The sequence below is a fragment of the Ruegeria sp. CDSC042 genome, assembly GCF_059610745.1.
Genome location: NZ_JBXWOF010000013.1, coordinates 80,723 through 95,894, shown reverse-complemented (window position 1 = coordinate 95,894; position 15,172 = coordinate 80,723). Strand labels below are relative to the sequence as shown.

Annotated in this window: 11 protein-coding genes and 2 pseudogenes; 6 read left to right on the top strand and 7 right to left on the bottom strand. The window is 53.6% G+C overall.

Annotated elements, in window-relative coordinates; translation table 11 throughout:
* Positions 1–179: 179 nt before the first annotated feature.
* The 3 genes and pseudogenes from AC2FHX_RS19950 to AC2FHX_RS19940 form a co-directional block, all read right to left on the bottom strand.
* Positions 180–1,190, bottom strand: coding sequence for an autotransporter domain-containing protein (locus AC2FHX_RS19950; protein WP_496703405.1), 1,011 nt, complete (start codon positions 1,188–1,190; stop codon positions 180–182).
* Between the two features lie 434 nt (positions 1,191–1,624).
* Positions 1,625–2,044 carry a hypothetical protein gene (locus AC2FHX_RS19945; RefSeq protein WP_496703407.1) on the bottom strand — a complete coding sequence of 140 codons (420 nt, stop codon included), beginning with the start codon at positions 2,042–2,044 and terminating at the stop codon, positions 1,625–1,627.
* A 179-nt stretch (positions 2,045–2,223) separates the two neighbouring features.
* Positions 2,224–2,523 (bottom strand): annotated as a pseudogene (locus AC2FHX_RS19940) (Tn3 family transposase); the annotation flags it as partial.
* A gap of 112 nt (positions 2,524–2,635) precedes the next feature.
* Between AC2FHX_RS19940 and AC2FHX_RS19935 the strand changes: the two are divergent.
* Positions 2,636–3,205: a hypothetical protein gene (locus AC2FHX_RS19935; RefSeq protein ID WP_496703409.1), complete on the top strand. Its 570-nt coding sequence runs from the start codon at positions 2,636–2,638 to the stop codon at positions 3,203–3,205.
* Positions 3,206–3,926: 721 nt separating this feature from the next.
* Here AC2FHX_RS19935 and AC2FHX_RS19930 read toward each other — a convergent pair.
* Entirely contained in the window at positions 3,927–4,949 is a 1,023-nt protein-coding gene (locus AC2FHX_RS19930; protein WP_496703411.1) for a permease, read from the bottom strand.
* Between the two features lie 85 nt (positions 4,950–5,034).
* Here AC2FHX_RS19930 and AC2FHX_RS19925 point away from each other — a divergent pair, with 85 nt between their 5' ends.
* On the top strand, positions 5,035–5,892 hold the full coding sequence (locus AC2FHX_RS19925) for a LysR substrate-binding domain-containing protein (protein ID WP_496691959.1): 858 nt from the start codon (positions 5,035–5,037) through the stop codon (positions 5,890–5,892).
* A 145-nt stretch (positions 5,893–6,037) separates the two neighbouring features.
* A pseudogene (locus tag AC2FHX_RS19920) lies at positions 6,038–6,667 on the top strand (tyrosine-type recombinase/integrase); the annotation flags it as partial.
* Positions 6,668–6,878: 211 nt separating this feature from the next.
* On the opposite strand, the gene AC2FHX_RS19915 reads toward AC2FHX_RS19920, so the two are convergent.
* Positions 6,879–8,396 (bottom strand): AMP-binding protein, encoded by a 1,518-nt coding sequence (locus tag AC2FHX_RS19915; RefSeq protein WP_496703413.1) that lies wholly within the window; start codon positions 8,394–8,396, stop codon positions 6,879–6,881.
* A 775-nt stretch (positions 8,397–9,171) separates the two neighbouring features.
* Between AC2FHX_RS19915 and AC2FHX_RS19910 the strand changes: the two genes are divergently transcribed.
* The 3 genes from AC2FHX_RS19910 (at position 9,172) to AC2FHX_RS19900 (ending at position 11,566) form a co-directional block, all read left to right on the top strand.
* Positions 9,172–9,750 carry a TetR/AcrR family transcriptional regulator gene (locus AC2FHX_RS19910; RefSeq protein WP_496703415.1) on the top strand — a complete coding sequence of 193 codons (579 nt, stop codon included), beginning with the start codon at positions 9,172–9,174 and terminating at the stop codon, positions 9,748–9,750.
* A gap of 124 nt (positions 9,751–9,874) precedes the next feature.
* Complete coding sequence (locus AC2FHX_RS19905; protein WP_496703417.1) at positions 9,875–10,288, top strand: ester cyclase; 414 nt, start codon at positions 9,875–9,877, stop codon at positions 10,286–10,288.
* A gap of 201 nt (positions 10,289–10,489) precedes the next feature.
* Positions 10,490–11,566, top strand: a complete 1,077-nt coding sequence (locus AC2FHX_RS19900; RefSeq protein ID WP_496703419.1) for a DUF2652 domain-containing protein — start codon at positions 10,490–10,492, stop codon at positions 11,564–11,566.
* A gap of 180 nt (positions 11,567–11,746) precedes the next feature.
* Here AC2FHX_RS19900 and AC2FHX_RS19895 read toward each other — a convergent pair whose 3' ends face one another.
* Positions 11,747–12,208, bottom strand: a complete 462-nt coding sequence (locus AC2FHX_RS19895; protein ID WP_142640399.1) for a hypothetical protein — start codon at positions 12,206–12,208, stop codon at positions 11,747–11,749.
* A gap of 514 nt (positions 12,209–12,722) precedes the next feature.
* Positions 12,723–14,783: an adenylate/guanylate cyclase domain-containing protein gene (locus AC2FHX_RS19890; RefSeq protein ID WP_496703421.1), complete on the bottom strand. Its 2,061-nt coding sequence runs from the start codon at positions 14,781–14,783 to the stop codon at positions 12,723–12,725.
* Between the last annotated feature and the right edge of the window lie 389 nt (positions 14,784–15,172).

Sequence of the window (15,172 nt, the reverse complement as noted above, 5' to 3'; positions counted from 1 at the left end):
TGGCGAACGCGGTGACGAAGGAAATCAGTGCCTTTTTCATTTCTTGGTTCCTTTCGGTTGAGCGTGTTTGAAACGCTATGTGTGCATTCAATTTGGCGATCTGTCGGTCAGATTTATTGCGATGACACATCAAGGTTTTGAGAAAAAACATCGAGCTGGCGTCTGAACCCCGTTACGATTCAAAACTGCACCTCTACGCCGATGCTCCAGCTGAAGGCGTAGTCGTCCGAGCTGCTTCCCAATCCAGTTTCAGTAGTGATCTCACCATAGAACCAAGAGCGATCTGACAGGGAGAAATTACCGCCAAAGGTCAGGGCCGCTGTGTCCTGACCGCGCTCGGTGAACACTGTACTTTGCCCAAACACCAACGAGGTTGCGTTGTCGAACGTATGATAGACGTCGATTTGACCATACAGCATCGAATTGTTTGCAATGGCACGCTCAGCACGCAGTCCGACCCGAGCCGTCAATGTTTCACCATCCACCAGCGATCCTATCCGACTGTCCCCGACGCGATCTGGGACATCGTCCATGTCGATATCGCTGTACATGATCTGCACTTGCGGGGTGAGCGTCCATTCGTTCAGCAGCGTGAAGGGCTTGCCAACTTCAACAGATACCTCATACCCACTGCCATCGGCATCCACTGCGCCCCTGCCATCCGGACGTATCTGGCTGTCGAAATACCCATAGCGAAGCTGGCCCTCGACATAAAACAGACTGTCCGCAACCCAAAGCGCGCTCAGGGTTGCATCGTAGGCTTCGGTCGAGATATTGGCACTGGCCAGGCTGGTGCCGACGTTCGATGACAGGCTGCCGATGCCAAATTCCAGCCCGCCAAACAGCTGTCCGCCCGCGATCTCACCCAAAGGCAAATTCGCGCCATATCGCAGAGTGCCGTTGTTCGTCGTCAACTCGCCTTCACCGACATCATAGCTGTCGCGTTCACTTTGGGACTCAAACCAGAACAATGGTCCGGCGGTTGTGGTCAAATCAATCAGCACCTGGCTGGCGGTGAAGGCTTTGGAACCGTTGCTTTGCGTCTCAGTGCGGTTGTGTGCTTGCGAAACTGATGAGCGAACACCCTGTTTAAACCCGCTTAGGTTGCCACGCGAAGGACCGGCCATAGACATTCCGGCACTTACGACAAGCACGAATACTGTTGCGGATGTGAACATTGCCTTTTTCATCTTTTCGCGCCTTTCAGCTAAGCGTGTTTGGCACGCTGTGTATGCAATCAAATTGGCGATCTGCGCCTCAGATTGATTGCGCTGGCACATCAAGGTTTTGAGAAAATACATCAAACGAACGCCTGTTTGCGGCGTGTTTGGCAGTGGGGCATTCTCTGTCAGGTAAACACTGGCTTAGCGACAACCGCGCCGGATTGATCAGGTTAAAGCCGACAAGCGCACTCATTCCGTAGTTGGTCTAGTTTAAACGAATGGTCACTGGGTGCGCGTAATGGCAAAGCACATGATCGGTTTGTGATCTAGGAATTTAGCGGGTCTTGGAAGCTCCGTTGCATCACAACGTCCAGCCAGCAAAAGGAGCGAACCAGCTGGAGTTGATCACCGGTAAATCTCGCCTCGCTGTTCACAGCTTGGTCTCTTTCAGCATCTTAGCCTCAGCGTCTCCTGCGTTTGATCACTGTACCAGCATCAATGTCAAAAACGTTTTTAAGCCTTCTTGCATCAAAGTCGAATTCAGGCACTTCAAGGAAATAAACGGTAATGCCGCCGATAAGGGGAGCATTGGAAAGCTGCGAGCCCCCTCCGGCGCCATATGTGCTATTCTCCTGAGTTAAGGACTGGTTCTTTTGACCCAGATCGTGCTTTGACGTCAAACCAGAACCGCCGCCAATCATCTGAGTGGTTTGATGGTTGTTGGCTTTCTTCCCAGCGTGGTTGTTTGCTTGTGAAACGGATGTGTGGACATTCTTCTCAAACCCACGCTGGGCTTGATCACGCACCGGACCAGCCATGGACATTCCGGCGCTTGCAACAATCGCGAACACTGTGGTGGAGGCAATCAGTACTTTTTTCATCGTTTGGTTCCTTTTCAGCCGAGCGTATCTGAAACGCTGTGTGTGCACTCAATCTGGCAAACCGCGGTTCAGATTTATTGCGCTGACAAGTCAAGGTTTTGAGAAAAGTCATCAAGCTAGCGCCTGTTAGCAGCGTGTTTGGGATGGATTCCGGTAAGGGGCAGGATTGTATCATAAGCGGTGACCGCTCTTCTCAGATGCTTGGTGTTCCAGTGGATGATGATAGCGGCCAAGAGGACAAGGCCTGCCATCCGATAGTGCTAGTCCTTGGCAGTACGGTCGCGGATTTCACCCTGTAGACCAATTCTCAAGGCGTTCTTCGGGGCGTGATGCGCCTCGCCCTTGTTCAGCCTAATCTGTGCACGGCGCTGCATATCGGCATCGAGCAACCAGTGGATGACAAACAGCGTCCGTTCCATCTTGCCGATTTTACGCAAGGCGAAGGCAAGTTCATGCCTGGCGGGGATAGGCGTCAACTTGAAGCCTTTTCTCAAAACCTTGACCTGTCAGCGCAATAAATAGAATCCGCAAACTTCCAAGTTGGGTCCACCTACAGCGTATCAGACAGGCTCAACCTAGAGGGACCAAGAAATGAAAAAGACACTTATTACATCCGTCACCGCATTCGCCATTGTCCTGAGTGCCGGAACGTCCACGGCTGGTCCGTTGCGCGACCATGGCCAACGCGGGTTTGCGCACAAAGTTCACTCATCAGTTTCGCAAACAGTCAACCACACTGATGGGATGGCCAATACCTACCAAACCACCAATTCGTCCGGCTTTAGCTTCGATTTGCCTTCAGAGCGTCATCTGGGTCAATATAACCTGCCCGCCACTCTGCAATATCCCGCAATAGACCCGAATTGGAGCTTGGATTTGTCCGATGTTGATGTGATCGGAACTGATACTGGTGGATACGCGATCGAAGACGGTATTCACCTGAATTGGGGGCCAAATCAAGAAAACCAAATGCTTGGTCAAGTTGAAGAAGATGGTCGATACCTCATTGGTTCCGTGATCATTGTCGCGGCAGGGTTTGGGGTTATCATCGAGGGTTTTGCGGAAATTATTTATGATATCGCTTGCCCACGTGGCAATCTTGGCCCAGCTGAATGCTACCAATTCTGGAATGCGGGAGAATTAGGTCCGGCTGCGATGTAGTTCCGGTAACTGCTGCGCTGCAATACTGAAAGGCCACCCGGTATAGTGGGAAGATCACCACGGTATGGACCGACCATGACCCAAACCCCTGCGCCGGCTCACAAGAGACGCTTCAGGGGCTACTCCGTCAGGGAGATCATGCTGGGGTGTTCTGGGTGGAAGCCGATATGTCGGCTGAAACCTAGAGCCCATTCACGAGACGGCAGGCTCGGGATTTGCTACTAAAACAGATTGCAGCCCGAAGTCACTCACCGACCTGGACATTGCCGGTTTTGTTGCAAAGATTTGAGCCCGACCAGCTGTCTTAACGATCAGATCGGAGCTAGACGGTCAGCTCTGCGAATTGTTTGAATGGACAGAGTCCGGGCGTGAATTGGCCCTTGCGAAACATGTGCGCCACCTCGATACCTCAAAAGTTGCCGTAGCCGACCGCTTATTACAGCACTGCGTGCAGGTGAATGATAAGTTTGCGAGTGCAAACCAATAACGATAATGGCTCCCATTATCGATATGGATACGAACTGCCCAACCCGGTCATTGTGATTTTTCGCGGCGCAGGCTCGCAACGGAAGAAACGCTGCATGCGCTCGAAATCTGGCGCTGTGACGCGGCGATGAAACCGGCCATTGGTGCAGCGCGCAGCGAGGCTGGAACGATCAATTCACACAGAGCGGACAAAGCTGCCTGTTGCTGAACATCTGCTTCCCGTTAACGCTGAATCTCAGACAATCCACCCAAAGACATACCCCGCCCCGAGCGACCCCAGAACTGCAAGCAACAGATAGAGCATGAACGGTTGCATTTTGAGCACCGGTGCAATGGCCATCGCACCCCAGATGCTGACAACACCGCCCGAGACAAGGAAAGCCATCGCCGCGCCTTCGGACATGCCGTTGTCGATCAACCCGCGTGTCAGCGGGAGCGCAGCGTAACCGTCGATATAGGCCGGGGCACCGACAAAGACAGCGGCGGGTATGGCCCACCATTTGTCTTCGCCAACATATGCTGCCAGTACGCCCGGCGTCAGTGCGGCGTTTAAGGCATACTCGGCGGCAAATGCCGGGATCAGGCAGATCAGGATCAGCCGCGTGGTCGCCCAGAACTGTCTGCTGAAAGAATGCCTTCGTGCCTCAGACCGCCATACCCATGGATCAAAGGGTTGATCCCTGCCGCATCGTGCGGCACTCAATTGGCGCGCAAGACCATTGTCTCGAAGCGCGCTCATTGCCCAAGGTGTCTTGGCGAATAGCCCTGTGATCACGCCCCCGAATACGCCTAATCCGAAAGCTGCGAGTGTTTTGCCGATCGCAAAGCTCAAACCCAGTGTCGCGGCTGTTGTCGCGAGCATCGCCGGATCAGTTATTGGGGAGGACAGCCAGAATGCCATGATCGGAGCGAGTGGCACGCCCGCTGCCAGCAATCCGGCCATTAAGGGCAGCACCGTCACACCGCAGACCGGCGTGATGGCTCCGATGAGCGATGCAGCCAAAACCGCTCTCAGCGTCCTGCCCTCGAACGCGCCAGCGATGTGGGTATCCGCGCCGCTGGCGATGATCCAAGCTGCTAGTATGATGCCCGGAATGACAATGGGGGCAACGACAATTAGACCCCATAGGACGAACCTTGCTGCGTTTGCGGCGTGTTCCGGCCAAGCAAAACCTACACCTGCCAACAGAAGCAGAAACAGGCCCCACACTAAGGGTTTCCGGTTGGATGGTCGGTTGGCAGCTGTCTGATCGGACATGGGATACTCCTCTGACCTTGAAAAATAGTGCGGCGCGAGGCATCTGTGAAACGCATAGTTTCAATTTCCGATATTGGAAAAACAAATGGAAAACCTGGATAGCGATCTTCTGCGAACCTTCGTCGCCGTGGCTGATGCCGGAAGCGTCACAGAAGGCGCCGCTCGTATCCACCGGTCGCAGTCCGCAACAAGCCTTCAAATCAAGCGCCTTGAAGGGATTCTTGGTCAGCCGGTCTTTGACCGACATGGCCGCGGGGTGGTCCTGAGCGACACGGGACGAAAGCTATTTCCAGTCGCGCAGGAGGTGACGGCACGTCTCGACGCGGCACTACGGGAGATTTCCCAGAACACTGTAAGCGGGAAACTACGTTTGGGGATACCCGACGATCACGGGCGAACCAAACTCGCCGAGATCATTGCGTCCTTCACCCGTCATCACCCAAAAGTCGAACTGGATGTCACCTGCGCCCTGAGCACAAGTTTTCCCGAGGCCCTCGACAAAGGTTCGCTGGACCTTGCGGTCTATGAGGTCGAAAACCCGTCCAGCCAAGAGGAAGTTCTTTATGAAGACCCAACTTGTTGGGTGTCGTCGGCGCGCCGGAATTTTCAGATCGATGAAAGCCTTCCGGTGGCCCTATTCGATCATGCGTGCTGGTGGCGCGACGCGGCAGTCAGTTCCTTGCAAGCCCGCGGAGAGCCATATCGCCTTGTATATTCCAGCCAGAGCGTCTCTGGCGTGATCGCAGCGGTTGAGGCTGGGATTGCAGTAGGTCTACTTGGTCGCTCGTCGCTTCACGCAGGTCTATCGGTGGTGAACGACGCATTGGGCTTCGGAAACACACCTGCCTCCAAGCTGGTGATGGCATCCAGCAAGCCGAAAGAACAAGGGCCTCAAGACGCTATGAAGGAGGCGATCCGAGCCGCATTTATGGCCAAGCCATAAAAAACTGACTTTCACTGCGTTCTGTCGAATGGGCAGGTCGGACTCGGTTCCTGACATCGGAGGCGGCGCGGCATCCTCTGGTATGACGTTTGTGTCAACGTCGGGTTGTCGTTTTGGGAGGGCATGGCGGATCGGAGGATTAGTCATGAAAATACCAATCCTACCTGCCATTCGCGCACTTCGGCTAGCCTGGAACAAGGGCCGCATTGTCGGTCAGAAGCGGCCACTGAAACCTAAGCATGTCTGGGCAATCCGGGTGCGGCTTGAATTGGCAGAGAACCATCGTGATCTTGCTCTGTTCAATATGGCAATCGACAGCAAGCTTCGCGGCTGCGACCTTGTGAAGAGGAAAGTTGTGGATGTGCTGGCGTCAGGCCAGATCAGGGAACGCGCCTCAGTGCTGCAGAACAAGACGCAGAAGTCAGTTCGGTTTGAGATATCGGAAGGCACCCGCACATCCGTCGAGAAATGGATGGAATACGAATTGATGGTCGGATCAGAGTATCTTTGGCTAGGCCGTTCTCATGAGCGCCTTCACATATCGCCACGTCAATATGCGTGGATTGTTCGGGACTGGGTCACGTCGATCGGACTGGAAGTCAGTGCATAGGGCACGCATTCGATGCGGCGAACGAATGTCACTCAGATCTACAAGAAGACTAGCAACTTTCGCGCCGTTCAGCTTCTGTTCGGGCACACAAAGATGAACAGTACAGTCAGGTATCTTGGCGTTGAACTTGAGGGTGCCTTGGCCGTTGCTGAAGCTATTGAAATCAAACATCTCTGGGCCACCTACACGGTCGGCCCTTACCGGTCACTCGACATGCCTTCACGATGCTGCGGTTGCAGCCCACTTTGCGGTCATTCGCTACGACAGCAATATCTCAACACAAGCGAACTCACAGAACGCGGGACGAAGCTGCCGGTTGCTGCCCAGCAGAATTGCCATGTAGTTGAACGACGAAGCTTGCCTTCGAGAGGCTAGATCAAGTGGCGCCGACACTCGCTTCTCGGAGCAGGAACCTTTGAATTTTGCCGCTGGGTGTCTTCGGCAGTTCTTTGACGAATTCGATAAGCCGAGGATAGGCGTGTGCAGAAAGGCGCTGTTTGACATAATCCCTCAGCTCTGCAGCCAACGCCTCACTACCTTCTGTGCCTTCCGCCAGTACGACTACCGCTTTCACTATTTCGGTCCGTTCCTTGTCCGGCACGCCTACGACTGCCGCCTCCGTCACAGAAGGGTGTTCAATCAGGGCGCTTTCAACGTCGAACGGTCCGATGCGATACCCCGAAGAGGTGATGACGTCGTCGTTCCGCCCTACGAAAGTGATACATCCGTGTTCGTCCCGCTCCACCGTGTCCCCGGTAAGATAGTATCCGTTCTCGATCGATTTGTTGCCCTTGTTCAGGTAGCCGCTAAAGAACAAGAGAGGTGAATCCGCGATGTTGACGGCCAATTGACCAGGCTCATTGAAATCGGCGATGCTGCCATCCTCGGCCAGAACCTCGACCCTGTATCCCGGCATAACATAGCCGGCCGATCCCGGACGGACCGGATGTTCGAGCCCGTGATGATTATTCACCAGCATACCCGTTTCGGTCTGCCCATAGTGATCTTTAATCGGCGCATTCATTTCGGCCTCGAACCAGCGGATGACTTCGGGGTTTAGCGGCTCGCCTGCGCTGCTGATGCACCGGATCTGATCGCGCAGCTGTGACGCGCGCTCGGTTCCGGCGGCGATGATTAGTCGAAACGCAGTAGGCGCGCCTGCAAAGTTAGTCACATTCAATCTCGAAATCACGTCATATGTACTGTCCACTGTGAATGGTCCCTCGACCAGAGTGGTTGCATGACCCAATAGTAGCGGGCCGATCAACGCATAGTATAGACCATAGGCCCAGCCCGGATCGGCAATGTTCCAGAAAACATCCTCATGCCGCAGACCGATCCCTTCGATCATGTAAGATCTAAAGGCAGGCAGAGCTTTTAGGGGCACGGGAACTCCTTTTGCGGGACCTGTAGTTCCAGATGTCGCCATCATGAACATCAGGTCATCGCCGTTCCGCAATACCGGGACGAACTCAGGCGATTGCGAGGCCATTGCCCGGCGGAAATCAATGTCTCCCCCAACAACCTCTTGTCGCGTGTCAGCAATCATCGCGACAGGCGGGCAACCTTCCACTTCGTTGAGCTTTTTGCGGTTCGCGGCGTCAGTCACAACCATCTTCGCGCCGCTCATGGTCAAACGGTCCTGAATGGCCTTGGGCCCAAAGGCTGTAAACAAAGGTTGATAGGCCGCACCTGCCCGGAGGGCGCCGAGAACAACTGTCACAAGATCCGGGGTGCGCGGCAACAGACCCGCCACGATATCGCCGGGTCGGATGCCTTGTTTCTTCAGCAAATTGGCGAAGCACGCAGCTTCATCGCGCAACTCTACAAAGTTGCGGGTCTCATGGTGCCCGTCCAATGCAATCCAGTTCAATGCCAGGGGATTGCCCTGCAAATGGGCATCACAACATTCTACGCATGCATTGATTCCGTCGCTGAAATTGCCGAAAAAGACAGACTTTGCGAGGTCCAGGTCAAAGTCCTCCAGCGTTTTGGAGTATTCTGGGGAAGTCCCAGAGTCAGAATTCGATTCCATCAAAACGGATTCCTCCAAATGCAGCCCGTAATTACCTTGCACTCAAATAGGTCGAATTTCCACGTTGGAGATTACGCGAACATCAGCGCGCCACGAGTGGTCCATTCAGTCCCGAGCCAAGGCTCGGTTTGGCACGAGACGGTAGGCCAACGGTCCAATGCGTGGCAAATGAAATGGGAGCGAGCCGACGCTCGTTACAGAGATACCTAAACGCGTCAGGATTCACATTTTCGGGGATACGCGACCAGGCTGTAAATCATGCAGCATTGCTCGTGCAAATGGTCTAGGTCAGGGCAGGCTCGTTCGACCATCGGAACTTTGCCTCTCAGCGAATTTCATCGAACCGGTCATTGAAGGCCGCGCTGGGATGCGAAAATTGAGCCGCGCATTTTCTGCAGTTGGTTTGAACAATAAAAAAAGGCGGTCAATACTGACATCGATTTGTGAAAACGCGGGAGCATTCTCGCTACACGGAGCAATAACAAGTCAACTACTTGCCTGCGAGTTGGAAATTAAGAGCGCACCATGCAAAACGTGGCAGTTCACGAAGATTCTACCCTGCGTAACGGTTTTTCATGATCTTGCTCAGACGGTACGTGTTGCGATTTTTAAATGATCATTTTAATATGCTCCGATGGGTAGACCAAGATCATATTCACGCGAAGCTGTAGTTGAAAAAGCCATGGGTGTTTTTTGGCAAAACGGCTACAAAGCTGCATCGATAAGTGACGTTGTCCGCGAAACCGGGCTGAACACGGCCAGCATGTACAAGGAGTTTCGAGACAAGGAAGGATTGTTTTCAGCAGCTTTGGATCATTACCGCGATCATGTTATCGGGCCGCGCTATCGTATTTTGATCGACAACCCTAACTTAGAGGGCGTCGAAATGTTTCTCCGAAACGTTTTTGTGGGGGCCGCCAAGTCGGAATACAAGGGCTGCCTGATGATGAACCACCTTGCACAAAAGCATGTGATAAGTCCTGAGGCCGCTGAACAGGTGGGCGCGTTCTGCGCAGAAGTCGAGTCATTGGTTGAAACTGCTCTTCGTAATGCCCAGGCGGATGGAGATATCGGGGCGGAGAAGGACACGGCGCAGCTTGCGAGCTTTGTGGTTTTTTGCGTTCACGGGACCGTCTTGTATGGGCGGCACGACGAAAAAAAGCACGTGATACCAAACTTTTACGACTTGATCATGAGGGAAATTCGCGGGTGAATTTCATCCCATATTTATTTTAAAATTGATTTTTTAAAATAAATGTTCTAAAACTATCCCATCCAGACGGAATTGAAGGCAACGACGTGCTGGACGCTAGTGAAACAGGGATAGGAGAAACACGATGAGTATTTCCGAAACGGCCATGGCCTTCTTTGATGCATGCGAAACAGGCAAAGGCTGGAACGTCTGCAAGTCATACTGTCAGGACGGTGCCGCTTTTACATGTGAAGCCGACGCATTGGCCGATATCTCGACAATCGAAGGCTATACAGCTTGGACCGCCGGAATTTTGACCCCAATCCCAGATGGCAGTTACGACATCACCTCATTCTCGACTGATCACGAACGCAACATCGTAACGGCCACAGCAGTATTCAGCGGCAAACAAACCGGTGACGGTGGACCAGTTCCTGCCACCGGCAAAGAAATCGCAACCAACTATGCCTACGTTATGGAATTTGAAGGTGATAAGATCGCCCGAATGACCAAAATCTGGAATGATGGGCACTCTCTAAAACAACTCGGATGGGCGTAGTGACGTCGCTATAGCGGCGGCGCCATTTAGGGGCTGTTTTGCGGAACTTGGTAACCACTTCGGGCTCTCACCGGCAACTTTCCGTCTGAGCTCCAGCCTACACATCAAGATGACCGTCTAAGGCGCATTTGGACCCAAAGTGGTTTTGAACCCTTTGTAGGTCAAAATAACCACGCCAAACACTCTTTTGGGGAGCGTGCCATGTCAACACAAACTGGATATCTGTTGATCGCCGACATTTCCGGATACACACAGTTTCTGACCACTTCGGAAATGGATCACGCTAATCCGATTTTGCAATCCTTGCTGGGCGTACTGATCGAACAGGTGGGTGATCCGCTCCATTTCTGGAAAACCGAAGGCGATGCCGTTCTGGCATATTCGACGCGGCAGGATTTCCCCTCCGGCGAGACCTTCCTGACCATCTGCGAAAATCTCTACAACGCATTTGCTCTTCGTCGGCAGGACATAATTGCCAACACAACCTGTACCTGCAACGCGTGTGCCAATGTCGGAGGGCTGGATTTGAAGGTTATCGCCCACCATGGCCAGTTCGAAGAAATGCAACTTGGCCCGGTAACGGACTTTTCCGGCACCGACGTTATTCTGGTCCACCGAATGGCCAAGACGAACGTTGTTGAAGCCACCGGTGTGCGCAGTTACGCGCTGTTCAGCGAGGCCGCTGCAAACGCCATGGATATCAAAGGCATAGTGGAACCGTTTTCACAGGACATCGAACATTTTGGCGAGGTTTCGATGAAGGTCTACGATTTGGCAAAATCGTGGGAACGTTTGCGTGCAAACCGCGAGCGTCATTTCCTGACCGAAGAAGACGGCGTTTGGACATATTTCCATCACTTCGATGCGCCAATCGCGGTGGTTTGGGAGGCATTGGTCGCGCCGGAACTAAAGCTGAAATGGATGAACCGCGTACAGAAAATCACCGTCGACAGCCCGCAAGGGCGCCTCGGCAACGGGTCGGGATATCATTGCTCTCACGAACTGGCGGACTTTTTCTATCGCATCACTGATTGGGAGCCGTTCGACTATTTCTCGACCTGCATCCAGGATCCGGCGCGCACTGGAGTAAGCCTGCCCGAGACATATCAGCTGACGCAAACGAACACCGGCACCGACTTGCGATACACAATGGGTCAAGCGACGGATGCCGAGGGCAATAGGTCGGAAATCTCAGAACAGGAGGTTTCAGCGTTCCTGGCAGAATTCTGGGCCGCATCGTTCTCTGATCTGGACGAACAACTCAAGGCCTCGAAGTAAGAGCGCTTTGTTGGGACGGCTTATATTGCGTCGGCAACCGCGAAATGCTGCTCTCTGTGATGTGTATGATGTCTGACGCCATCGCCTACCGAACATTGGAGCAACAGTAACGTTTTCCCATGCCCTGCTTCCCACGATCAATCCAACGGCCCTACCCGTCATAAACTCAGGGACAACATTTCACTCAGGGATTTCCACGGTTCCTACTATGTGGGTTCGCCTCAAAGGTAGTGCTTGGTACATCGACACAATGTCCGTCGTGGCTATGCCCTCGCCAGTCATTCCATCATAGCGCCCGGTTCCGACGATAATTTCCCAAGAGTTAGCCGCGCCTTTTTCACCTGCTTTCCAACGCATCGTGAAAGTGTCTTCGCCCTCACCAAAAATGCATATTCCGGAGATTGAGTTGGTCCCATCTTGGTAACCGAACCCCGATCCAAGGCATCGAGCAAGCCCGCCGTCAACAGGACCTTCGATAACTTCAAATCCTCCTTTGTTGTCGGCGATGTGGAAAATATGATCACCAAGGTCAAAGTTTTCCTGAGAAAGCGGATAGAAATTATTAAGCTCGATGCGTTGCTCCTCGGCACTGGTCGCAGTACTAGTAGCGGCCAAGACCGAAATCAAAATTAGGTTTTTCATTAAGGCCTCCTAAGGCTCCATTCACCTTAAGAGTATTAGTGACATTAGCAAACGACGGGCATGTTAATTTCGGCTATTCATGAGCGCCCGCTCGTCTCGACCCGCCAGTATGTGCGGATTGTCCGGGAATGGGTGAAGCCCATAAACCTTGAGGCGAGCACCAACGGAACGCATTCTAAGAGGTGAACCAAGGTTACTCAGATCTGCAGAAACATTGACAATCTGCGCAATAAGCGACTTTTGCCTGGACATACAAAAATGGATAGGACGGTACGGTATCCTGGCCTAGAGTTGGAGGACACATTGGCCATTGCGGAAGCTTTTTGAAATTTAGAGCCACAGGGTCGTTTTCCTAGACGGCCCAAACCGGACATTGGCTACCGGGTGGTGATGCTGCGGTCGCAACCCACTTTCCGGACATTCACTGCGAGAGCGAAGTCCCCGGCGCGCTGAGCACACACAACGCAAGACTTGTCGGACGTTCCCAAAGCCCCTTAACTTTAACGGAAGTTTCCTACTGGTTCTTGTTGGTGCTAGTAACCGCACGCCAGCCTTCCTTTGGCGGCCTGTCTAACAGGTCTTGGGCGAGGGCCATCATGGCGACTGAGGCGGGGTCTCCGTTTCGCGCCTGGTCTGCGGCCGCAAAGGCGGCAACGGCCTCTTCAAACCGCCCTGTCCGATAATGTGTAAGGCCCTGTTCATAAGCCTCTATCCAGGCAAATGATCCAACACGCCCATCCGCCATCGCGATCAGTTCGTAGACCACCAGCTCTTCAACACGTCCAAACACGGTAAGCGTGTCCAACTCACGGACCACGATTGTGTCAGCGGCCTGTCGCCTCGTTTCCGGCCCGACCAGGATCAGTGTTCCATAGTCTTTGTTGGCCCCTTCTAACCGACTGGCAACGTTCACGACATCACCAATCGCGGTGTAGTTCAACCGCTGCTCTGATCCGATATTTCCGACCAGAGCCTCGCCGCTGTTCACCCCGATCCTGACGCGTAGGGGGTTGCCGGCCTCATCTTCAATTCCGGACGCGCCCACGGCAGCGACAAGGTCCAGCGCTGCGCGGCAAGCATTTTCAGCGTGGTTGGCATCTTTACGCGGCGCCCCCCAAAACGCCATCACAGCATCGCCAATAAACTTGTCGATCGTCCCACCGTTTTGAGTAATGGCCGCAGAGGCTGCGCTGAAAAAGGGCTCCATCAGCTGGACAATATTTGGGCCAAGTTTTTCGGACAGCCCTGTGAAACCCGCTACATCGCAAAACAACACAGAGATCTGTTTCATTTCTCCGCCCGGCTGTATCTTGATGCCCTCAGCAACCAGCATACGCACGAGATCGGTGGGCACGTATTTTCGGAAAGCGGACAAACCAGCGGCCATGCTCGCGGTTGCCGCAGAAAGATTGGCAAGCTCAGACAGTCTGGAGGGTCTGCGCTCAATGCGTTCGACGTCAAAGCGTTCGATTTTGCCAAGATCTTCGGCGATGCGTGCCAACGGATTTGCGACAATGCTTCGGATCAGCCAGATCGCCAGCCCGGTTGCGACGACCACCACACCGATCAAAACGTATATCAAGTTTATCAGCGCTTCATCGATGCTCGACAGAAACGCCGCTTCGGGTATGACCGTGGCAACGCGCCAGCCGTAAAACCCCAGTGGCGTCAGCGCCACCGCATAAGGCACGCCGTCGATGACGACACGTTTCGTCAACGTGCCCTGGGCATTCGCTTGGGGGTCTGCCAACAACCTTTCGCCTGAGATCATGGCAACTTCAAAAAGCTTCCCTTCGCCCATGCGCGCCGGGGTAATCTCATCCGCTTCTGCATCAGGTACCGCAATAACTTTGCCGTCAGCGTTCAGAATAAATGCCGCGCCGAATTCGCCGGGCGCAAGCGTGGCGAGAAAACGTGACAAACGATCCGTTTCGATTGCAACGGCCAGAACACCTTGCCGCGTTCGGTTGACGTCTATCGGACCAGCAAAAGCGTAAACGGTTTTTTTACTGTCCGGAAGGTCGCGCGTTTCGATCCACCCCGCAGAGCTGAGCCCCATGAAGTTTTCAAACCAGGCGTGTTCGCGCGGATCATAGGATGTTTCAGTAAAGGTCCGCTCCTCGAACTGAATGTCACCCGGGATAAAGATGTAGCGATCCTTCCGCAGCATTCGATCGCGGATTCCCTTGTCGATTTCAATCATCTCAAGCCCGCCGTCACCTAAACGGTGCGACGCGAAAAAATTGCCATCGGGCCAGCCAAAGAACATCCATGAGATATTCGGCTGCGCCTGCAGTTGCGACAGAAAAACAAACTCGCGCTTGTCGGCCTGTCGCGTCGCGATGACGTTCTGGACAAAGATCGTGCGAACGGCTGCCCAGGCGGCTTCGGCCGACCTAAGCGTCACCCCCACCTCGATGCGGACAGTGTTCGCGATCTGGCCGTTGATTTCAGCTGCAAGCATGCGGCTATTGTCGCGCGCAGTCGTCCACCATAGGGAATGGACAATAAAGGTCGACACTCCGATAGACACAGCCACCAGAATTGACACAGCGATGCCCACGCTAAGTCGCACTTAAATCTCCGCCAAATAATTCATATTCTTCAGTATTGAATTGAGATTGCTAGGAGGGCATAACTTTCTTAGACCTATCCCGAAATCTCACGCAACTGTTAGGTAGCAGCAAAGCATTGTGTTGAAGCGGACGCTTGAACACTGACTACTGTAGCTAACCTTTGCGATTTTTCCAGACGCTGTGTGCAAATGAACGGGCGGCCCGAACCCGCCATTGGCAGATTTGTCCCACCACTGCGCTGCAGCTCATCAAAGGAGACATTCGCCGCAGCCACGAAATCGGCAGGTCTACGAACTAACAGCTCGCGAAAGGAATCTGCCGTTCATCTACTCTGCCCTTCCGACCGCATATTGCGGGAAGAGCCACCGTTGGTCCGAATTCGCAAGTT